Source organism: Ferrovibrio sp. GW821-FHT12B10 (assembly GCF_058807515.1).
On record NZ_JBXAQT010000001.1, the window covers coordinates 1,982,576 to 2,003,324 of the forward strand.

A 20,749-nucleotide genomic window follows, 5' to 3' on the forward strand; every position below is an offset into this window, starting at 1 on the left:
CCTGGGCTCGTCCGAGCATCGAGCAGTCCCGTCAACGATCGGATGTTTGGGATATGACCGCCATGATACCTGTTCCCCCCTTGCCTGCGGTTAGCCCTTGCACATCCTGTCCTTCCAAAAGCAGGGCCTGCGACACCAAGGCCCAGGTGCAATGGATGTATGAGTACTGGCTGGAAAAATGCGGGCTACGAGAGTTCCCCGCTCGCCGGGACATTGATCCGATCGAGATGCGCGGTCTGCTGCCGCATATTTTCCTGATCGATATTCTTCCCGCGTCGCCATACTTCCAGTTCCGCCTTGCCGGCACCAAAGTCGACGAGATTTACCGGCAGAGCATGAATGGGAAATCGCCGTCCGCTATTGATGACCCGGAGATGGTATCCACCTTCGAAGGCCAGATCCGAGAGGTGCTTGCAGACCGTACGCCCCGCTGCGGCCCCGTCCATATTCTCGGGCGGGATTACAGGGTCTGGAAATTCGTGCGTCTCCTGCTGCCGCTGGCCAGTGATGGCCGGAGGATCGACATGCTGCTGGGTGGACTCTTCCACAGTTGAGGGTTTTTGGCCGGAAGTGCACCCTTTTCAAGCTGCGATTCGATCTACATGATGGGCAGCAGAGGAGCGTTGTTCATGACCAAAACCCTTGCCATCGCCGCCGCCGCCATGTGGGCCACCCTGGCCACGCTGGACTTTTTCTGGCTCGGGACCGCGACCAAACTGTTCTACCGGCCCAAACTCGGTGCGCTGCTGAGCGAAGAAATCGTCTGGGTCCCGGCCATCCTGTTCTATGTGCTGCATGGCCTGGGGGTAGCCTTCTTCGTGTTGCGGCCGGCGCTCAGTGATGGGGACAGTCTGCCCACGGTTCTGCTCTGCGGCGCCTTCTTCGGCCTGGTCGCTTATGGCGCCTATGACCTGACCAACCATGCCACCATTCCGAACTGGCCTTTGAGCGTCACCATTGTCGACATGGCCTGGGGCGCCATCGTCACTGGCTTGGCCTCGACCATGGGCGTCTGGGCGGCGCGCAAGTTCGGCGCCTGATTCCACACAAAATCCTGCGCCGATCCGACAAAAAATCTTCGTTTCCGGAACCCTATGCGCCGCCCTAGCTTATGTCTTTTCCATAGACTTGGAGGGAGGACATCATGAGTTTGCGCATTGGCGCCAAGGCGCCCGATTTCGAGGCCGACAGCACGGTCGGCAGGCTGAAATTCCATGACTTCATCGGCGATGGCTGGGGCATCCTGTTCAGCCATCCCAAGGATTTCACACCGGTCTGCACCACCGAGCTCGGCGCGGTAGCGAAACTGAAATCCGAATTCGACAAACGCAACGTGAAGGTGGCGGGCCTCAGCATCGATCCGGTCGAGGATCACAAGCGCTGGGTCGGCGACATCAAGGACGTCACCGGCTTCCTGCCGGACTACCCGCTCATTGGCGACCACGATCTGAAGGTGGCCAAGCTTTACAACATGCTGCCCGAGGAAGCTGGCGACTCATCGAAGGGCCGCACGGCCGCCGACAACGCCACCGTGCGCACGGTCTATATCGTCGGGCCGGACAAGACCATCAAGGCGCAGCTGCATTACCCGATGACCACGGGCCGCAACTTCGACGAGATCCTGCGCATCGTCGACAGTCTGCAACTGACGGCCAAGCACAAGGTGGCTACGCCGGCCGACTGGCAGCCGGGCGAGGACGTCATCATTGCCGGCTCGGTGAGCGACGATGAAGCCAAGCAGAAATACCCGGGCGGCTGGAAGGCGCCGAAGCCTTACTTGCGCATAGTCCCTCAACCTAAGTAGGGCTGGGCCGCAGCCGAAATAATAGCGACACTCGTCGCGACATTGCAGAGGGCGCCGGAAACGGCGCCTTCTTGCTTATGTCGTCTTCGGCAGCATCACCGTCACCAGTAGTCCGCCGGCTGCGGACTGGTCCAGACTGATCGTGCCGTGATGGGCCTGGATTACATCCTGCGCGATCGTCAGTCCCAGTCCGGTGCCGCCAGTTTCGCGGTTGCGCGAACTTTCCAGTCGCGTGAAGGGCCGAAAGGCCGCTTCGTGCTGGTCAGTCGGAATACCCGGCCCGTCATCGGCCACGGTGACGAGGATGGCATCGCCGGCATCGCGCAGATTCACCTGCACACTGGTGCCGAATTTACAGCCGTTGTCGACCAGATTGGCGAAGGCGCGGCGGATCGCGATGGGACGGCAGGTCAGGTCGGCATGGTCCGGGCCGTCATAACGCACGGCGCTGCCGGCATCAGCGGCGGTATCGCAGAGGCTGATCAGCAGCGAGGCAAGGTCGACGGCGCCATGGGGCTCGTCCTTGAGCCGGTTGCTGGCGAAGGTCAGCGTCGTGCTCACCATCGCTTCCATGTCGTTGATGTCGGACAGAACCTGGCGGCGCTGGTCCTGGTCGGGCACGTATTCGGCAAACAGTCTCAACCGGGTGAGGGGCGTGCGCAGATCATGGCTGATTGCGGCGACCATCTGCAGTCTGTCGTCGACAAAGCGTTTCAGGCGCTGCTGCATGGCATTGAAGGAATTGCCGATCGCCTGCAGCTCCGGCGCGTTGAAATCCCCCACCAGGCTGAGTTCGCGGTCGCGGCCGAGCTTCTCGGCCGCCGCCGCCAGGTCGTCCAGCGGCTTGACCACACCGCGTGCCACCCAGACCGAAAGCAGGGCGATTATCACCACGGCGAACAGCGGCAGGGCAACATTGCGGATCATGCGCACAGTTTCCTGGCCGTCGCTTTTCGGCATTACCAGCAGCCACTCCTCGGGGCCGATGCGGAAGGCGATACGCAGGTCGCTGCTCAGCATGTTTTCGCGGCGCTCGTCGAGCACGTCCCGCATCACGGTGGGCAGCGGCGGCAGGATGATCACCAACGGGCGCGGCGAATATTCCGGATCGTCCAGATCGTCTGCCATCAACAGCACGTCCTGCTGTGCCAGGCCCAGCGTGGCGGCAATCTGCAGGCGCAGGTCGGCAAAGGCGCCGCTGCGCGCGGTGTGGCGGAACTCCGGTTTCGCGGACAGCGGCGCCATATCCAGCCAGTGCGCCGCCGGCAGCGACTGCAGCAGGACCGGCCGATCGGCCGCTGGCACGGCACTGCTGCGGTCGCGCATGTCCTGCAGGTTGGCGAGCAGCCAGTCGCGGTCGAAGAACATGATCTCAGGCGGGCGGATCACCAGCGGCATGAGTTCGTCGACCGCCTTCACGGCCAGCAGGCCACCGATGATGACCAGCGCGATGCGCGGCGCCAGGCGCAGCTTTGACCAGAGCGGAATCCTCACGCCGCCGCATCCTGCACAATGGCCACGGCGGCAGTGAAGAAATAACCCTCGTTGCGGATCGTCTTGATGAAAGCCGGATCCTGCGGATCAGTCTCGATCTTGCGGCGCAGGCGGCTGATCTGTACGTCGATGCTGCGGTCATAGGCCTGGCTTATACGGCCATGCGCCAGGTCGAGCAGCTGGTCGCGAGTCAGCACGCGCTGCGGATGCTCCAGGAAGGCCAGCAGCAGGTCGAATTCGCCGCTGGTCAGATCGGTCAACGCGCCGGCCGGCGAGGTCAGCGTGCGCCGGCTGGCGTTGAGCTGCCAGCCGCCGAATTCATAGGCGGTCCCCGTCGCCGGCCGCTCGGCGTTGATGCTGGTGGCGCCCAACCGGCGTGTGACGGCGCGAATCCGAGCCAGCAGCTCGCGTGGATTGAACGGCTTGACCACATAGTCGTCGGCGCCGATCTCCAGGCCGATGATGCGGTCTGTATCGCCGGTCATGGCGGTCAACAGGATGATCGGCACCGCGCTCTGCGCCCGCATGCGGCGGCACAACGACAGGCCATCTTCGCCCGGCATCATGATGTCCAGTACGATCACGTCGATGCGGGCGCTGTCGCAAATGGCGAACATCTGCTTGCCATCGCCGGCCTGGCTCACCTTCATGCCGTGGTCGGTCAGGAAGCGGGCCAGCATGGCGCGGATGCGATGGTCGTCGTCGACGATCAGGACGTGGAAGGCGGCGGGGGTCGTCACAGTCTTGGGTCTCCGTTGGCCGCCAATATAACAGGCCGGCGCGGCATTGCCGCCGCCCAGCAACATTCTGAAACATATCGATACAGGGCTGACACGGGCCGGCGGACCAGCCGGGCTAGGGTGTCCCGGCTTCCTCCCCCCTGATTCTCCACGAAAACGAGCATTCCCCCGATGACCTGCACGACTGCCGCTACCCGCGTTCTCATGGCCGCTGTCATCCTGGCACTGCCGCTAGCCGCCGCAGCCCAGCAGCAGCCCGCGCAGCAACAGGCGGCCTCACCCAAGAAGGACTGGGACATCCGGCTCGGCGCCGGTGCGCTGTTCCAGCCCGATTACGAGGGCAGCGACGATTACGAGGTTTCGCCCGCGCCGCTGCTGATGGTGAAATACAAGGATCTGATCTTCCTGCGCGGAACCACGCTGGGCGCCAATGCCTTCACCTGGCAGGGCCCGCGCGACAGCGATAAGCTGCAGGTCGGGCCGCTGGTGCGCTACCAGTTCGGCCGCGATGAAGACGACAGCGACGATCTGCGCGGCATGGGCGATATCGACGGCGGCATGGAAGTCGGCGGCTTCATCACTTATGGCATCGGCGCCTGGTCACTGGGCGCCACCGTCTTCCAGGATGTCAGCGGCGCCCATGACGGCCTGACAGCGAAACTGTCGGGTGGCTATCGCTACAGCTTCTCTCCGAAGCTGCGCCTGCGCAGTGAGCTCTACGCCACCTGGGCCGATGAGAATTACACCGAGACCTATTTCGGTGTGACGGCGGCACAGGTAGCACGCAGCGGCATGCGCCGCTATCAGCCCGAGGGCGGCTTCAAGGATGCGGGTCTGACGCTCGATCTCGACTACAGCCTGACCGAACACTGGGGCATCACCGGCCGTCTCGGTTACAAGCGCCTGTTGGGAGACGTCGCCGACAGCCCGCTGGTGCAGGATCGTGGCTCGGCCGACCAGCTCACCACCGGCCTGTTCTTGAGCTACAAGTTCTGATCATGCTGATGATGGAGCCATGTTGATGATGGGGCCATGGCATTGGGTGGCTTGGGGCGTGGTGCTGACCAGCCTGATGGCTGGCGTACTGGTCACCGTTTTGGGCCGGCGGCTCTCGGGCTTCTGGTGCATGATAAACCTGCTCGCCGTGGTGCTGTACCTCGGCGCCTGCACAGCGACGCTGCTCAGCAGCATCCGGCTGGAGCAGGATGTGGTGGCGGCCGGATTGCAGCTGGCGATGGCCGTCGTGATCCTGCTGCTGTCCACCTATCGCCTGCATCTGGTCGGCGTGCTGCTGTTCGTTGCCGGCAGTACCAGCATGGCGTTGTTCCAGGCGCTGGTGACGGTGTCGGCACCGCTGACGGCGCAAGATCTGGCCATCCTGATGATGGATGTGGTGACTATCGCCTTCCTGGTCGTGCTATGGCCCTATGTGCATGCCGAGCTGCGCCATATCGGCCGCGTAGCGCATCGCTACAGCCTGCGGGAGGAACGGTTTCTAAAGGTGGAGTAGTTCGCACCTGGGAGGACCATCAAGGCGCAGCTGCATTACCCAATAATCAGGGGCCGCAACTTCGATGAGATCCTGCGGACCGTGCCGCAGTCGAGCTAGGGCCGGTGGTATTGTGTGGTACGCCCTTTTTCTACAGGCATAGGCTGTTCAGATCCTGCAGATCGGGATGCGCAGCATTTAAATCTGCGTCGCCGGCTTGCCCGGCGACGCGGCCTGTTTCGGTGTACTGCCAGAAATCGTAGCGATCCCAGCCGGTCGGAAGCCTCGGCTTTGCCGCTCCGTAATGCGCAACCCATAACGGGCAGTCGGTGAAGCCGGGTGGATTGCCGATTTCATGCCAGAAGCTGGCGCGGGTATAGATCATCGGCCGCCGCCCGATCTGTGCCTCCACACGCGTCACCCAATCTTTCAGGCCGGCAATGTAGCCCGCGGTGTTCTTCGGTTTCCAGGTTTTGTAATTCTCCACGTCGAGGACAGGAACAAGGTCGCCGGGTTGCAGGACCTGATCGATCAGGCTGAGCATGAGATCGCATTGCTGCTTGTAGTCGTTGGCGGGCAGCAGGAAGTGATAGATGCCGCAGGTCAGGCCGGCAGTCTTGGCATCCGACAGATAGCGGACCATGCGGGTGTCCGGCCTGTCGCCAAATGCCGCGCGGACGAAAACAAAACTTTTCCCTGCCGCCTTTATCGCTGCCCAGTCTATCTCTCCATTCTCTTCATAAACGTCAATGCCTTCTATCGGCATGCCACCCTCCTGGTTTCGTGATTCCCGCGTGAACGTTAGCGCGATGTGTCGGATATCGGGGAGGTGCTATTTAGCCACGTGGTGCATACGCATATATCCATCTTGGTACGTCGTATGGTGTCGGTATTCATTTTCTCTGCATGCACGAGTAACCGCACGGCAGTGTTCAATTGACAGCGAAGGTAGCGGGCATATCGTCGGCGCGGGTGGGTGAGGCCTTCACGGGGGGTAAAGATGAAAAATATAACGCGCATTGTCGTTGCCATTGTCGTAGCCGGCGCGCTGTCCGGCTGCACGTCCTGGAGCGTATCGGAAGACAGTTATGTTGAAGCGGATAAAATATCCACCGTCGATCTTTATGCGTTTACACAAGACAGTCTGGCCGCCATCAAAGCAAATAATATCCAAGCTCTCAGTCCGCTGTCTGTGGCCACCTGCACCAATGCGGCGGCAATGCGGGCAGTTCAGTCGGCGGCGTTTACAAGCATGGGGTTGGATCCGGTCATGAAGACCGAAGCCATGCAGATCGTGGAAGAATTATTCTCCCAGACTGCATCGTTGAACGTGGCGACATTCGGCGCCACCGTCAGCGGTGAAAAGAAGAAGCTGACATATCGAAAAATCAAGGACCTGCACGACAAGCTGGTGAAGTCCGATGCGGTGACAAGAATCCTGTTTTATGAATCTGCTTATTATGAAGGAAAGTTTGCCACTCGATTTGGAGACAAACTGGGCAAGCCGAAATTCGATTCGGGCATTGATGATACGGCACTCAATCATGCCTTTCTGGTGTTGCTGGAGCTTGCGGCTGACCTGTACCTGCAGACTCCGGCCATCTACATCGCCGATGGCGGGAAAAAAGTGTATCCGGGCACCAAGGAGGTTCCGACGGTTATCGCCGCCGGAGAGAAAAACATTCCTGGCCTCGTGGGATTGGAGACTGCGGTCGTTGCAGATAATGGATGCGGCATAACGCAGAACGAAGCCAAGCTAATTCGCGTTCTGTCGAACAAGGCGGCTGATCAGGTGACCAAGCGGTCAGCCCTGTTGCTGCAGAGTCTGCAGTCTATCGATGTGGGTTTTGTGGTCCTGCCTAACTTTGCGATCGGTAGTAATCAAACCCTGATGCAACTGGCCAAAACGCTGATAGAGGTTTCAGTACGCCGGTCGGCGCAGCATATTCTGACTGCCGAACTCATGCAGAAGAACGTGACTATCACATTACCTGAATGAAGGCCGCGGGGTGGTGGTCTGTTCCGGGTTACCATCCCTCAGTCTCCAGCCTCATGTGCGTGCCGCGCTGCGCCAGATCGACATGATAGCGCAGCGCTGACGGCCGTAGGAAGATTGCCTGAGTCAGGTGGTGGGATCGATTGTATCCGCCACCACCTCCTTCACTGGCTGGGGCGCCAGCTTCATGAAGAGGATGAAGCCCGAGAGCAGCAGGCAGATGCCATTGCACAGGATGATTGGCCACTGCATCAGGACAATCCCGTAAGACAGCCAGAGCGCGAAGCCCACCACGGTGATGCTATACATCACCGCCGAGATGTCATGCGTGTGACGCGATCGGATCACTTTCCAGGCCTGCGGCGTGAAGCTGACCGTCGAGGCGATGGCGGCGCCCGTCCCTAGTATTGTGGCAATATCCATGAAAAAGGGTCCCGGTTTGTGACGACCGGGACCCCAACGGTTCTACAAGGCGAACCGTTCCTTAGGCGAACTGCTCCCGCGCAAGCGCCGCGCCATCGCCCAGCGCCTTCAGCTTGGCCTGGGCCACCGCGGTATCCAGCGGCGCGAGGCCGCAGTTTGTGCAAGGAATGATCTTGTCCTTGGGCACATACTGCATGGCGATCTTGATTGTCTCGGCGATCTCCTGCGGCGTCTCGATGGTGTCGGATGCCACGTCGATCACACCGACCATGACTTCCTTGCCTTCCAGCATGGACATCAGGTGCGGCGGCACCTTGGAATGGAAACATTCCAGCGACACCTGGTCGATCTTGCTCTTGGCCAGGCCCGGGAAGAAATCCTCATACTGGCGCCACTCCTGGCCGAGCGAATTCTTCCAGTCGATATTGGCTTTGATGCCGTAGCCGTAGCAGATATGCACGGCGGTCTTGCATTTCAGGCCATCGGCGGCGCGGTGCAGCGCCTCGATGCCCCATTCGCCGGCCTGCTTGGTATAGGCGTTGAAGGCAGGTTCATCGAACTGGATGATGTCGACACCATCGGCCTCCAGCGCCTTGGCCTCGGCATTCAGCAGATCGGCGAAGGCCATCGCCATCTTGACGCGGTCGCCGTAATACTCATCGGCAATCGTGTCGATGATGGTCATCGGGCCGGGCAGGGTGAATTTCAGGGTGTGCTTGGTATGGGCGCGGCAGAAGGCGCCTTCCCAGGGATGGGCGCGCTGTTTCTGTTCCAGCTTGCCCACCACGCGCGGCACCATTGCCTTGTAGCGGTTGTCGCGGATGCCCATCTCCACCTTGTTCTGGCGGTCGATACCGGCGATATGCTCAACGAAGCCATGCACGAAATGCTGGCGCGACATCTCGCCATCGCCCACCGTGGTCAGGCCGGCATCTTCCTGCGACTTGATCCATAGCAGGGTTGCGTCGCGCTTGGCGTCCTCAAGGTCCTTGCCTTCCGCTTTCCACTGCGGCCACAGCTTGTGGGTTTCTGCCAGCCAGGCGGGCTTGGGCAGGCTGCCGGCGACGGCAGTGGGGAACAGGTGCTTGGCGGACATGGTGCGTGATTTCTCCATGAATCATGGCTGGCGTGAATCGGCCCGCACGATATCACCTGTGACCAAGATGAGACATAGCCTCACGGTCTAGTGAAATCTGCTGCGCTGCAGCGTTGAATCCGCCGTCTGACGGTTAGGGGCGGGATGAGCTATGCGCCGGATTCTGTATCTCGACGGCTTGCGCGGCTGGGCCGCGCTGTTCGTGCTGTTCCATCATCTGTTGCTGGCCTTTGCTCCCGACGGCCATGAGGCCGAAATCAAGGCCTCGCCGGCGGCGGCGCCGCTCAGTTTCCTCACTGACGGCCCGCTGGCGGTGTCGATCTTTTTCATCCTGTCCGGGATCGTGCTGGCGGCTGCGGTCAGCATTGCGCGCGAAAAGGGTGTGGCGCTCGGTCTGCCGGCATTGACGCTCAAGCGCTGGTTGCGGCTGGGCCTGCCGATCTTCGCGGCCGGACTGGTCGTGCTGGCGCTTCTGCAGATGAATGCCGACCGCAGCATCGCCATCGGCTGGGCATCTGAGTCGAGCTGGATGCGCAAGTTCTTCCCCCCGGCCTATGATCCTTCAGGGTGGGACATCTTGCGCGAGGCCTTCGTTACGGCTTTCGTCGGTCCCGATACGCCGGTGCATGATCCGGTGCTGTGGACCATCCGCATCGAATTCCCGGGGTCGATCCTGGTTTTCCTGCTGGCGCTCTATGTGCCGGGCGGCCTGCCGCGTCTGGTCGCGGCCCTGCTGGTCGGCAGCGGCCTGGCGCTGCTGCCGCAAGCCTGGCCAGCGGGCTGGATCGCCAATTACTGTTCGCTGTTTGCGCTGGGCGTCGTGTTCTACGAATTGGCGGCGCTGGATGCGAAGCGCAACACCGATGCGGGCGCCTGGCGTGGCCCGGCCGGTGTCACGCTGGTGATCCTCGGCCTGTGCCTGTTCCCGCTGTTCGGCATCAGCGTCTACGATCCGGCCTCCACGCCGCCCGATCCGGCCGGGCAGGCGATCCTCGGCACCAGTCAGATGCGCGCCGCCCTGATCGTCTTCGGTGTGATGCTGGCGCCCGTACTGCAGCATTTCCTCGCCAACCGCCTATCGGCATTCCTGGGGCGAATCTCGTTCGGCCTGTATCTGCTGCACGCGCCGCTGATCTGGTCGTTCGGCGGCATGGCCTATCTGCCGCTAGCGCCACATCTGGGCCATGTACCAGCTTCGATCATCGCATCCCTGGCAGTTGGCGCGCTGGCGATCGCGGCCGCCTGGCTGCTGCATCATGTGGTGGAGCAGCCGGCGATGACGATCTCGGCGCGCGTCGCGGCATGGGTGACGCCGCCGCCGCGACGACTACGGACTGCCTAGGCTTTTTATATAGGTGGGAAATTGAAATTGACGGCGATAGGCGCTGGGTGACAGGCCAGTGATACGTTTGAACAGCCGGCGGAAGAACGCCGGCTCTTCGTAGCCAACCTGCCAGCCGATCTCATCGACAGAGTCGTTGCTGCATTCCAAACGCTGTTTCGCCTGCTCAACGCGCAGTCGCTGCACGTAGTCAAGCGGGGCATGACCGGTTGCGTTGGTGAAGCGGCGCTTGAAGGTGCGCCCTGCCAGCCCTGAGCGCTTCATCGCTTCCTCGACGGGATCGGCAACCTGATAATGCGTGCTCAACCAGTTCTGTGCCGCCAGCACTGCCGCATCGCCATGATCCACCCGGCCTTCGAAGGTGATGTAGGGTGACAGGCCGTCGCGATGCCATTGCAAGGCGAAGAACTTGGCCACGCCCTGCGCAGCGGCGGGACCGACATGGCGGGCGACCAGATAAAGTGCCAGATCGTGCCATGACATGGATGCACCCGAAGATGCGAACTGCTGGCGATCTCCGGCCACAACCAATGGTTTTTCTGGGCTGAGCGGGACGGCTGGGTACAGCTTCTCGAACTGTCGGGCAAAATTCCAGTGTATCGTGGTGATCTGTCCGTCGAGCAGTCCGGTTTCCGCAATCAGGAATGCGCCCGAACAGGCCGAGCATATCATCGCACCGCTCTCATGCGCTGCCTTCAGCCAGTTCACCAGCTCCGGATATCGTCCTGTCTTCCAGTCAGTGGTGATCAGCGTCGGCACGACCACGATATCGGTCCGGTTTATTTCGGCAATGCCACGATGAATATGTGCGGGCGTACCGCCGGCCAGAACCAGCTGGCCGGGGACGTGGCCTACAATCTCCACCTTGAAGGGCGGCGTCTCCGGAGCGTCCGGCAAGAACCCCGCCATCATGCGAAACCCATTCAGCAGGTCATACAGGCCGAACATGGTCGAAACCGAGGTTTCCGGCACGGCAACCAGACTGACATGAAGGCGCGGCAGTTGGGTCATGATTGGCACAGATGGCACATCAGGACCGATATTGACAAGTTACGCTCTCATCTTCTGCCGCGAATCAAGCCATTCTCCGCCGCCCGTCCCCCCGGGTAACAGCAGAGAAGTGGAATGATTCTATGATGATAGATCAGGATAAGCTTAACGCCCTTGTTGGCATGGCCGTAACCGACATGTCGGCCAGCCAGGGCGGCATCATGATTGTGATCGGCCACAAGCTTGGCCTTTACAAGGCGATGGTCGGGGCTGGCCCGCTGACCTCGACCGATCTGGCGAAGCGTGCCGGCTGCGCTGAACGCTATGTGCGCGAATGGCTGAATTGCCAGGCCGCTGGCGGCTATGTGGCCTATCACGCGATCGAACAGAAATACGAGCTCACGCCTGAGCAGGCGCTGCTGCTGGCCGACGAGAGCAGCCCCGTCTTCATTCCCAATGCCTGGGAGGTCGGTGCCGCGATGTGGCATGACGAACCCAAGACCATCGAAGCCTTTCGCACCGGCAAGGGCGTCGCCTGGGGCGACCATCACGAACGCCTCTACTGCGGCATCGCCGCCTTCTTCCGCAATGGCTATGCGGCCAATCTGGTGCCGGAATGGCTGCCAGCGCTGGATGGCGTGGTCCCGAAGCTGCAGAAGGGCGCCAAGGTTGCCGACATCGGCTGCGGCCATGGCCATTCCGCTATCCTCATGGCTAAAGCATTCCCGAAGTCACAGTTCTGGGGTTTCGACAGCCATGCCGGCTCGATCACCCAGGCACGCGAGAATGCCAAGAAGGAAGGCGTGGCCGACCGCGTGCATTTCGAAGTGGCCAAGGCCGGCGAGTATGCGACGCAGGGCTTTGATCTGATCTGCTTCTTCGATGCGCTGCATGACATGGGCCATCCCGACAAGGCGCTGAAGCAGGCATCTATGGCACTCGCGCCGGACGGCACGCTCATGCTGGTCGAGCCCTTCGCCAACGACAAGGTGGAAGACAACCTCAATCCGATCGGCCGCATGTACTACGCCGGATCAACCGCTCTGTGCTGTGCTCATGCGATTTCGGAAAACGGCACGCATGTGCTCGGCGCCCAGGCGGGTGAGGGTCGACTGGCGGATCTGGCGAAAGCCAGCGGGTTCTCCCGCTTCCGTCGCGCCACTGCGACGCCGTTCAACCTGATCCTGGAAGCACGGCTCTGATCATGCGTGTCATCGCTGGAGCGATCCTCGGCCCTATTATCGGGCGGCGCGCCGAGGATCGCCATAAGGATTGCCTGACGCGACTGGTTGATGCCCTGCACGGATGGCGGTGGCGGATCCAGGCGCGTCAGGCACTGGCGCAGATCGATGTCCGCACGTTGCGTGATGCGGGCATCGATCCGGTTGCCGCGCGGTACGAAGCGCAGCAGACCTTCTGGGTTGTGGAGCGTCGTTTTCGCTGAATGGATTTCCGCCGCCCATCAATTCTGGGCACATCGCACAGGTGAGTCATGACGATTGCACAAGAAGGTATGGCAGTGCTCCGGACGGAGCCAGACTGGCGTCTGCGCATGACGGAAGGCAGGTCTCTGCTGCGGCTGGCGATGCCGATCATGCTGATCGCGCTTGTCAACATGGGCATGAGCGTGACCGACACTATGATGGTGGCGCTGCTGTTCGGCACCGATGCGATGGCGGCCGTGGCAGTTGGCAGTGATCTTTATTCGATTATCTTCTACCTGTGTGCCGGCATTCTCGGTGGCGTTGCGCCCTTTTATACTGCTGCGGTGACGCGGGGCGATGCCGGTGACCGGCAGCGGCTCGAACGGATTGGTTGGATGATGGTGGCGCTTTTGGCGGCACTGGCAGTTCCGGCGATCTGGTTTGCGCCGGTCTGGCTGAAGGTATTCGGCCTTGAGGCTGATCTGCTGGAGCGCGGCGAAGGTTTCACGCAGGTCATGGCACTCACCCTCATCCCGATGCTGGGTGTCACGCTCTATCGCACGATCCTCACGGCAGCGGAAAAGCCGCAGGTTTTCCTTAAGGTCACACTGGCAATGCTGCCGCTGAATGCGGCCGGTAACTATGTCCTCATGCTGGGCGCCGGCCCCATTCCGGCTTTCGGCCCGACCGGGTCCGGCCTGTCCACGCTGCTGGTCGCGCTGGCCAGCCTCGCGATTCTGCTGCTGACTGCGCGTCGCGGGTCTGCCGTTGCATCGGTTTCCGTGCCCTTCGACTGGCGTGGCCTTGCTGCCGTGTTGCGCGTTGGCATTCCCATCGGAATCACGGCTGCCACCGAGACCGGCATCTATCTGGCCGTCACGCTGTATGCCGCCACCATGGGTGCCGCCGATGTCGCGGCGCATACGCTGACCCTGCGGATGGCGGGGATTGTCTATGCCGGTTCGTTGGCGCTCCAGCAGGCCGCCATGGTGCGTATGGCGCGAGCGGCTAGCCTGGAGGATGTGGCTGGCGGTCGCGCTGTTGTTGCCAGCAGCCTGCTTCTGTCTTCTGTCGGCGGCGGTATGTTGTGTCTGCTACTCGTGGCCACCGCGCATCCGCTAGCGACCTGGTTTTTCGATGCGAGTGCGGCAGGCTTTGCTGCTGCGCAGGTCGCCATCGGTCTGCTGATTCTGCTTGGTGTGCTCGAACTGGTCGGCTATCCGGGATTGGCGGCTTTAGGGCTGCTGCGCGGACTGAAGGATACCCGGGTGCCGATGATCTACAAACTCGTCGCCTACTGGGGTATCGGCATGCCGCTCGGGCTCTACCTCTGCGAGATGCAGGCGCTGGGCGTGACCGGGCTCTGGATTGGCCTTGTGGCCGGCGCTTTCCTCACCACGGTCCTGGCGACCGGGAGGCTGCTCAACCGGCGCTAGCATCGCCCCGTCGCGATGAAGCAGGTTTGACCTTCGGTTGCCGGGCGCACTAAAATCTGTCGCCCGAGAACAATAACAACCGGAGGAAACCCCCATGTCTCTGCGCCAGACCACACTGGGAATCGCGGCAGCACTGCTGCTGTCTGTTACCGTTACCGCCGCCTGGGCGCAGCCCAAGCCGGATGTGAAAGACATCGGTGGCGCGCCGGCCTCGGTGATCTATATCGGCAACAGTTTCTTCTATTACAACAACAGCATGCACGGGCATATTGCCCTCATGGTCCGCGAAGGCATGAAGGACCATAAGTACCGCGCCTCGTCGGTGACGATCAGCGGCTCCGGTCTCGACTGGCACAATGTCGATGCCTATTTCCAGCCCAACGGCATCGGCCGCTATTCCTTCGTCGGTGACAACGAGGTGGTGTTCAATCCGCCGGGCGGCAAGCTGTTCGAGGTGGCCGTGATGATGGACTGCAGCCAGTGCCCCATCCATCCGACGCTGAGCAAGGTTTTTGCCGAATATACCAAGAAGCACAGCGACACGGTGCGCAAGCATGGCGGTCAGCCGGTCTTTTTCATGTCCTGGGCCTATCAGGACAAGCCGGAAATGACCGAGCAGCTGGCCGAGGCCTATACCAAGGCCGGCAACGAACATAAGGCGCTGGTGATTCCGGCCGGTCTGGCTTTTGCGCGTTCGATCGCGCAGAAACCCGATCTCAATCTCTATGTCGCCGACAAGCGCCATCCGAGTCTGGCCGGCACTTATCTGGCCTCGGCCGTCACTTACGCCACGCTGTTCGGCAAGTCGCCGGTCGGGCTGAAGTATAATGCCGGCCTTGATGCCGATACGGCTGCACATTTGCAGAAAGTGGCGCAGGATACCGTGCAGCAGTATCTGAGCCGCTGACCGCAGGCTCTGGAAACGCAAACGGCGGCGGGTGGATTCCGCCGCCGCTTTTGTTGGTGCTGATTGATTATTCTGCGGCTGTCATGGCGCGCTGGCTGGTCAGCACGCGTTCGGTCGGCGTGGTGTTCATGAACAGCTGCATGATGCCGGCGGCCGCACCGATGCCAGCGGCGAGCTGCCAGGCCAGCGTGTACGATCCGAGCGTGTCGTAGATCAGGCCGCCGGCCCAGGCACCCAGGAAGCTGCCGACCTGGTGGCTGAAGAAGGCGATGCCGGTCAGTGTCGCCAGATAGCGGATGCCGAAAATCTGCGCGACCAGGCCGTTGACCAGCGGGATGACGCCCAGCCAGAGCGTGCCCATCATGGCGGCGAAGACCAGCGTGGAAAACTGACTCACCGGCGTCATGAAATAGACGGCAATGGCAATGGAGCGCAGCAGGTAGATCAAGCCCAGCAGCATCGGCTTGTGATAGCGGTCGCCGAGCCAGCCGAACAGCCAGCTGCCGAAGACGTTGAAGGCACCGATCACCGCCAATGCCTGCGCGCTCAGCATCGGGTCGGCGCCGCAATCGGCCAGGAAGGTGGGCAGATGCGTGGTCAGGAACACCAGCTGCAGGCCGCAGACGAAGAAGGCGCCGGCCATCACGATATAGCCGCCATGGCCGGCGGCCTCGCCCAATGTGCTGCGCATGGTCTCGGCGGCGCCGGGGATGCCGTCCACCGGCACCTTGTCGGCGCGGCCGCCCATCAGTGCGGCGGGGAGCATGGCGGCTGCGAGTGCGACGAAAACGAACATCGCCATCTGCCAGCCGCTCGCCTGGATCACGCCTTGCGCCAGCGGCGCACAGAAGAAGGTACCGATCGAACCGGCGGCGGAAACGAGGCCGAAGGCGAGGCTGCGGCGTTCGGGCCGCACAACTTTCGCGGCGATCTTGGCGGCGATGCCCGACGTGGTGCAGGCCAGCGCCACGCCAATCATCACGCCCGAGCCCAGCGTCACCATCCAGGCCGAATGCGCGTAGGCGGTGATGATAAGTGCGGCGGCATAGAGCAGCCCGCCGAACAGCGCGATCAGGCGTGTGCCGAACCGGTCGACCAACGCACCGGCAAAGGGCTGTGCCACGCCCCAGACGATATTCTGGATCGCCAGCGCGAAGGCGAAGTCGGCAGCGGATATGCCGATGTCGCGCGTCACCGGCTGCATGAACAGGCCCAGGCTCTGGCGCATGCCCATGGCCAGCGACAGCATCACCGCAGCGCCGGTCAGGATCGAGACGCTCTGCCACTGGCTGAGCGAAGGATGATGGAAGGAGGGGCGAGTGGTGGAAGAGGAGGCGGTGTCGGTGGCCATGACGGGGCTCTTGTGGGGGTTGGCTTCTCGGGTTCGGCCGATGATAGGGGCGCAATTACACAAGTCCAGAGGGGGAAATGTATCGCTACATCTTGCCCAGAACCTTGCCTTGATGGGCGGGTAGTGCTGTCCTAGCGGAAACCCGCAAAAAACGAGTGCCCCCATGACCAAAGACCTTCTCAAGGACATGCAAGTCTATCGCGACGAGCTGACCGCGATCCGCCATGACATTCACAAGCATCCCGAAACCGCATTCGAGGAAAATCGCACCGCCGATGTGGTGGCGGCCCGGCTGACCGACTGGGGCATCCCGATCCATCGGGGCCTGGGCAAGACCGGCGTGGTTGGCACCTTGAAGGGCAAGTGGGCCGGCCAGCGCGCGATCGCCCTGCGCGCCGACATGGATGCGCTGAATCTGCAGGAGAAGAACAGCTTCGATCATCGCTCGGTGCATGACGGCAAGATGCATGCCTGCGGCCATGACGGCCATACCACCATGCTGCTCGGCGCGGCCAAGCATCTGTCGCAGAATCCCGATTTCGCCGGCACGCTGCATTTCATCTTCCAGCCCGCCGAGGAAGGCGAGGGCGGCGCGCGCGTGATGATCGAGGATGGCCTGTTCGAGAAGTTTCCCGTCGATGCAGTCTATGGCATGCACAACATGCCCGGCATCGAGACCGGCAAGTTCTGTATCCGCAGTGGTCCGATGATGGCGGCCAGCGACACCTGGACCGCAACGTTTCGCGGCACCGGCGGCCATGGCGCCATGCCCTATATGGGCACCGATCCGACCATGCCGTCGGCGGCGTTTGTCACCGCGACGCAGGGCATCATCGGCCGCAACATCAATCCGCAGCATGCCGCCGTGATCAGCGTCGGTCATATCGCGGCGGGATCGTATGGGTCGCCGAATGTGATTCCGTCCGAAGTGCTGATTCGTGGCACCGCGCGCAGCTACACGCCGGGCGACCGCGACCTGCTGGAAAAGCGGCTGGGTGAAATCGCCCATGGCATTGCCGCCGCGCATGGCTGCAGCGTCGAATATCACTATCTGCGTCGCTATCCGCCGCTGGTGAATGCGCCCGAGCAGACGATGCTGGCGCTTAAAGCCGCGGCCATGACGGTGGGCGAGGCGCGCACCGATGGCGATGTCGAGCCGCTGACCGGGGCCGAGGATTTCGCCTTCATGCTGGAGAAGAAGCCCGGTGCCTATATCCTGGTGGGCAATGGCGGCAGCATCGAAGACGGCTCCTGCCACTACGTCCACACGCCGCATTACGATTTCAACGACCAAATCCTGGTCACCGGCGCGGCCTATTGGGTCAATCTGGTGAATGTCGAACTGGGCGCCGCGCGCTAAGGCGCGTCACCAGTCGAAGGTATAGCCCAGCGTGAGGCCGAGGCGGGCCTGGGTGGGCGAGCCGACCTGATCGACCAGCGGGCTGTCGGCTGCATCGCCGGCAATGCGGTCGACGCCGGCAAAGCCGCCCAGCGCCAGGCGCTCGGTCAGCATGTAGGTCAGGTTGGCGCCGAAGCCGTAGCTCATATAGGCACCGTCGGGATTATATCGGCGATAGCCGCTGCGCGCCGACTGGCCCGCATCGACACCGAAATAGGTCTGGGTGAAATCCTTAGACGCCACGGTGGCGCGCGGACCCGCCGTCAGCATCAGGCTGTTGGTCAGATTGGTCGACCAGTTGGCGAAGAGATCGCCGACCACGGCGTCATGGCCACCGAAACCCTGGCGCACTTCCGCGCCGATCTTGAATGGCCGCAGGTCGTAATGCACATAGCCGCCAGCCTCGCCAGCGCCGTCGACATCGCCCATGCCACGCAGTGCGCTGTCGTCATCCTGGTCGCGGGCCCAGCGATACTTCACCACCGGACCAGCCTTCCAGTTCGAGCCACGCTCCAGCAGGTTGGCGCCGAGGCCGTCGCGCGTCGACAGGAACAAGCGGTCGGCATAGCGCAGGTCGATCAGCGGAACGGGATCGACATCGTAGCTGTCCGAGCCCAGATAGGTCGGCGCGAACAGGCCGCCGCCCCCGATGGTGAGGCGGGTGTCGCCACCACCAGCCTTCTGCGCAAGCGCCGGCATGGATGCCAGGGCAGCAAAGGCGGCGATTGCCGTAGCGGAAAACAGGCGGGACAAGACAATCATGATTATACGATCAATGCCGGCCAATTACGGCTGCATCGTGGCAGACCGCTGAATCCGGTGGCACATTGTCGTGACCAAAGTCAGCCAACACCCACAAGGTGTTGTGGAGTGCTCATAATCAGGGCTGTCTGCCCGCCTTTTCGGCAGGTGCCGGTTTGCGGATTCCCAGCGCTTTCAGACGCGAGGCCAACGTCGTCGGCTTCACATCCAGCAGCTCTGCCGCGCCGCCCGGCCCGAAAATCTTTCCGCCCGCTGCCTGCAGCGCCGCCAGGATATTGCTACGGTCGCGGCTGCGCCGGTCGTCATCGGTCAGCACCGCCGGCTGGACAGCGGCGACCTCCGTCGGCCGGGCCGGCGCGATGCCGTCGGGCAGGTCGAAGCGGAGGCGGCCGTCACGCGCCAGGATCGCCGCGCGCTCGATGGCATTCTCCATCTCGCGCACATTGCCCGGCCAGTCATATTGCGCCAGCCGGCGCATGTCGGCCTGGCTCAGGCGCAGGCCATCGGTCTTCAGCTTGCGGCTAGCGCCGCGCAGGAAATGCGCGGCCAATGCCGGAATATCTTCGCGCCGTTCGCGCAGGGCGACCGACTGGATCGGTACGACATTCAGACGAAAATACAGATCCTCGCGGAAACGGCCGAGCTTCACCTCCGATTTCAGTTCGCGGTTGGTGGCGGCGATCACGCGCACATCGACATGACGCGTGCGTTCCTCGCCGACGCGCTCGAACTGTCCTTCCTGCAACACACGCAACAGCTTGCCCTGCAGCTCCAGCGGAATCTCGCCAACCTCGTCGAGGAATAGCGTACCGCCATCGGCCAGCTCGAACCGTCCGATGCGGTCACGCAGGGCGCCGGTGAAGGCGCCTTTGACATGGCCGAAGAATTCGCTCTCGAACAGTTCACGCGGGATGGCGGCGCAGTTGACGCGGATCAGCGGCCGGTCGCTGCGTTTGCTCGCTTCATGGATGGCGCGCGCGATCAGTTCCTTGCCAGTGCCGCTTTCGCCGGTGACCAGTACGGTGGCATCAGTTGGCGCCACCAGTTCGACCTGGCGCAACACGTTCTGGATCGCGGCCGATTTGCCGATGATGCCGCGATGATTGCTTTCAGCGCGGATTTCCTCCTGCAGATAGGCGTTTTCCAGCTCCAGCTTGCGGCGCAGCGATTCCACTTCCTCCAATGCCGCATGCAGTTTCTCGTCGGCCTCGCGCTTCAGGCTCACGTCGCGGAACACCACCACCGCGCCGATCACCGCGCCGCGGTCGCGGATTGGTGTCGAGGTGTATTCGACCCAGAAGGGTTTTCCGTCGCGGCGCCAGAACACCTCGTTGTCGACGGTGTGGACATGGCCGTCGCGGAAGGCGCCGTAGATCGGGCAGTCATGGCCGGGATAATGTGATCCGTCGGCATGGCTGTGATGCACCATGGAATGAATGTCCTGGCCAACCATTTCCTCGGCAGACCAGCCCAGCATGCGTTCAGCTGCGGGATTGACAAAGGTGGTCTTGCCTTCGGCATTGACGCCGTAGATACCTTCGCCGGCGGCGCGCAGGATCAACTGGTTCTCGCGTTCGATATCGCGGAAGAATCGCTCGACGCGCTGCCATTCGGCGATACCGCCGCGCAGGTATGAGTCGGCTTCGGCATCGACATGGCGGCGGCGTAGTTCCTCGAGGTCGCCAATGGTGAGCAGCAGCCGGCCATCGGCGGCGCCGTCATCGCTGGGCAGTGGCGCGCCGACATATTCCACCTTCAGCTCGCGGCCACTGGCATGGCGCGGCCGCAGGTCACGGCTCCACCAGCGGCCCTTCGCTGCCACCGCTTCGGTGAAGACGATCAGCGCCGGCCGCTGGCCCGGATGGAGTTCGGTCATTTTCATGGCGCAGAGCGCATCGCGGTCGAAGCCGAACAGCTTCGCGGCGGCCGGATTGGCGTCCAGGATGCGGTCAGCGGTGGGATCGACCGCCAGCATCGCCTGTGGATTGCTGTCGAAAGCGTGACCCAGAGAGCCGCCCGGTGAGGTGGCTGCGGGGCGGCGGGCGAGGGTGGCGGGATCAGAATTCATTACGAAAGATCGTAATCTATATTACGAC

At 62.3% G+C, this 20,749-nt stretch carries 21 protein-coding genes; 12 read left to right on the forward strand and 9 right to left on the reverse strand.

Going from position 1 to position 20,749, the window contains the following annotated elements:
* Nucleotides 1-53: 53 nt before the first annotated feature.
* The 3 genes from AC1RRT_RS10125 (at nt 54) to AC1RRT_RS10135 (ending at nt 1,804) form a co-directional block, all read left to right on the forward strand.
* Complete coding sequence (locus tag AC1RRT_RS10125; RefSeq protein ID WP_493013670.1) at nt 54-554, forward strand: PAS domain-containing protein; 501 nt, start codon at nt 54-56, stop codon at nt 552-554.
* Nucleotides 555-629: 75 nt separating this feature from the next.
* Nucleotides 630-1,040: a DUF2177 family protein gene (locus AC1RRT_RS10130; protein ID WP_493013671.1), complete on the forward strand. Its 411-nt coding sequence runs from the start codon at nt 630-632 to the stop codon at nt 1,038-1,040.
* 104 nt (nt 1,041-1,144) lie between these two features.
* A complete protein-coding gene (locus AC1RRT_RS10135; RefSeq protein ID WP_493013672.1) occupies nt 1,145-1,804 on the forward strand; it encodes a peroxiredoxin in 660 nt (219 codons plus the stop codon).
* A gap of 75 nt (nt 1,805-1,879) precedes the next feature.
* Here AC1RRT_RS10135 and AC1RRT_RS10140 read toward each other — a convergent pair whose 3' ends face one another.
* Both AC1RRT_RS10140 and AC1RRT_RS10145 read right to left on the reverse strand, forming a co-directional pair.
* Nucleotides 1,880-3,298, reverse strand: coding sequence for an ATP-binding protein (locus AC1RRT_RS10140; RefSeq protein WP_493013673.1), 1,419 nt, complete (start codon nt 3,296-3,298; stop codon nt 1,880-1,882).
* Entirely contained in the window at nt 3,295-4,038 is a 744-nt protein-coding gene (locus AC1RRT_RS10145; RefSeq protein WP_493013674.1) for a response regulator, read from the reverse strand. The genes AC1RRT_RS10140 and AC1RRT_RS10145 overlap by 4 nt, the downstream gene beginning before the upstream one ends.
* A gap of 171 nt (nt 4,039-4,209) precedes the next feature.
* On the opposite strand from AC1RRT_RS10145, the gene AC1RRT_RS10150 reads away from it, so the two are divergent.
* Together AC1RRT_RS10150 and AC1RRT_RS10155 are read left to right on the forward strand one after the other, a co-directional pair.
* The gene (locus tag AC1RRT_RS10150) at nt 4,210-5,034 is read left to right on the forward strand and encodes a MipA/OmpV family protein (RefSeq protein ID WP_493013675.1); all 825 of its coding nucleotides are present in this window, start codon (nt 4,210-4,212) and stop codon (nt 5,032-5,034) included.
* A 19-nt stretch (nt 5,035-5,053) separates the two neighbouring features.
* Nucleotides 5,054-5,548, forward strand: a complete 495-nt coding sequence (locus tag AC1RRT_RS10155; protein ID WP_493013676.1) for a hypothetical protein — start codon at nt 5,054-5,056, stop codon at nt 5,546-5,548.
* Nucleotides 5,549-5,678: 130 nt separating this feature from the next.
* Here the strand turns inward: AC1RRT_RS10155 and AC1RRT_RS10160 are convergent, their stop codons facing one another.
* Nucleotides 5,679-6,293, reverse strand: coding sequence for a glycoside hydrolase family 25 protein (locus AC1RRT_RS10160; RefSeq protein WP_493013677.1), 615 nt, complete (start codon nt 6,291-6,293; stop codon nt 5,679-5,681).
* 234 nt (nt 6,294-6,527) lie between these two features.
* On the opposite strand from AC1RRT_RS10160, the gene AC1RRT_RS10165 reads away from it, so the two are divergent.
* Nucleotides 6,528-7,526, forward strand: a complete 999-nt coding sequence (locus tag AC1RRT_RS10165; protein WP_493013678.1) for a hypothetical protein — start codon at nt 6,528-6,530, stop codon at nt 7,524-7,526.
* 123 nt (nt 7,527-7,649) lie between these two features.
* Here AC1RRT_RS10165 and AC1RRT_RS10170 read toward each other — a convergent pair whose 3' ends face one another.
* Nucleotides 7,650-7,946 carry a SemiSWEET family sugar transporter gene (locus tag AC1RRT_RS10170; RefSeq protein ID WP_493013679.1) on the reverse strand — a complete coding sequence of 99 codons (297 nt, stop codon included), beginning with the start codon at nt 7,944-7,946 and terminating at the stop codon, nt 7,650-7,652.
* A 61-nt stretch (nt 7,947-8,007) separates the two neighbouring features.
* Nucleotides 8,008-9,042 (reverse strand): methionine synthase, encoded by a 1,035-nt coding sequence (locus tag AC1RRT_RS10175; RefSeq protein WP_493013680.1) that lies wholly within the window; start codon nt 9,040-9,042, stop codon nt 8,008-8,010.
* 151 nt (nt 9,043-9,193) lie between these two features.
* On the opposite strand from AC1RRT_RS10175, the gene AC1RRT_RS10180 reads away from it, so the two are divergent.
* On the forward strand, nt 9,194-10,384 hold the full coding sequence (locus AC1RRT_RS10180) for an acyltransferase family protein (RefSeq protein WP_493013681.1): 1,191 nt from the start codon (nt 9,194-9,196) through the stop codon (nt 10,382-10,384).
* Here AC1RRT_RS10180 and AC1RRT_RS10185 read toward each other — a convergent pair.
* A complete protein-coding gene (locus AC1RRT_RS10185; RefSeq protein WP_493013682.1) occupies nt 10,370-11,332 on the reverse strand; it encodes a GlxA family transcriptional regulator in 963 nt (320 codons plus the stop codon). The two genes, AC1RRT_RS10180 and AC1RRT_RS10185, sit on opposite strands and share 15 nt — an antisense overlap.
* Before the next feature lie 185 nt (nt 11,333-11,517).
* Between AC1RRT_RS10185 and AC1RRT_RS10190 the strand changes: the two genes are divergently transcribed.
* The 4 genes from AC1RRT_RS10190 to AC1RRT_RS10205 all read left to right on the forward strand — a co-directional run bounded on the left by AC1RRT_RS10190 (nt 11,518) and on the right by AC1RRT_RS10205 (nt 15,141).
* Nucleotides 11,518-12,576, forward strand: a complete 1,059-nt coding sequence (locus AC1RRT_RS10190) for a class I SAM-dependent methyltransferase (RefSeq protein ID WP_493013683.1) — start codon at nt 11,518-11,520, stop codon at nt 12,574-12,576.
* Nucleotides 12,577-12,578: 2 nt separating this feature from the next.
* Nucleotides 12,579-12,818 carry a DUF1127 domain-containing protein gene (locus AC1RRT_RS10195; RefSeq protein WP_493013684.1) on the forward strand — a complete coding sequence of 80 codons (240 nt, stop codon included), beginning with the start codon at nt 12,579-12,581 and terminating at the stop codon, nt 12,816-12,818.
* A gap of 48 nt (nt 12,819-12,866) precedes the next feature.
* A complete protein-coding gene (locus AC1RRT_RS10200) occupies nt 12,867-14,234 on the forward strand; it encodes an MATE family efflux transporter (protein ID WP_493013685.1) in 1,368 nt (455 codons plus the stop codon).
* A 94-nt stretch (nt 14,235-14,328) separates the two neighbouring features.
* Entirely contained in the window at nt 14,329-15,141 is an 813-nt protein-coding gene (locus AC1RRT_RS10205) for a hypothetical protein (protein ID WP_493013686.1), read from the forward strand.
* Nucleotides 15,142-15,208: 67 nt separating this feature from the next.
* On the opposite strand, the gene AC1RRT_RS10210 is transcribed toward AC1RRT_RS10205, so the two are convergent.
* Nucleotides 15,209-16,492 carry an MFS transporter gene (locus AC1RRT_RS10210; RefSeq protein WP_493013687.1) on the reverse strand — a complete coding sequence of 428 codons (1,284 nt, stop codon included), beginning with the start codon at nt 16,490-16,492 and terminating at the stop codon, nt 15,209-15,211.
* A gap of 163 nt (nt 16,493-16,655) precedes the next feature.
* Here AC1RRT_RS10210 and AC1RRT_RS10215 point away from each other — a divergent pair, with 163 nt between their 5' ends.
* Nucleotides 16,656-17,852, forward strand: a complete 1,197-nt coding sequence (locus AC1RRT_RS10215; RefSeq protein ID WP_493013688.1) for a M20 aminoacylase family protein — start codon at nt 16,656-16,658, stop codon at nt 17,850-17,852.
* A 6-nt stretch (nt 17,853-17,858) separates the two neighbouring features.
* On the opposite strand, the gene AC1RRT_RS10220 is transcribed toward AC1RRT_RS10215, so the two are convergent.
* A complete protein-coding gene (locus tag AC1RRT_RS10220; RefSeq protein ID WP_493013689.1) occupies nt 17,859-18,653 on the reverse strand; it encodes a MipA/OmpV family protein in 795 nt (264 codons plus the stop codon).
* Between the two features lie 118 nt (nt 18,654-18,771).
* Entirely contained in the window at nt 18,772-20,721 is a 1,950-nt protein-coding gene (locus tag AC1RRT_RS10225; protein ID WP_493013690.1) for a sigma 54-interacting transcriptional regulator, read from the reverse strand.
* Nucleotides 20,722-20,749: the final 28 nt, after the last annotated feature.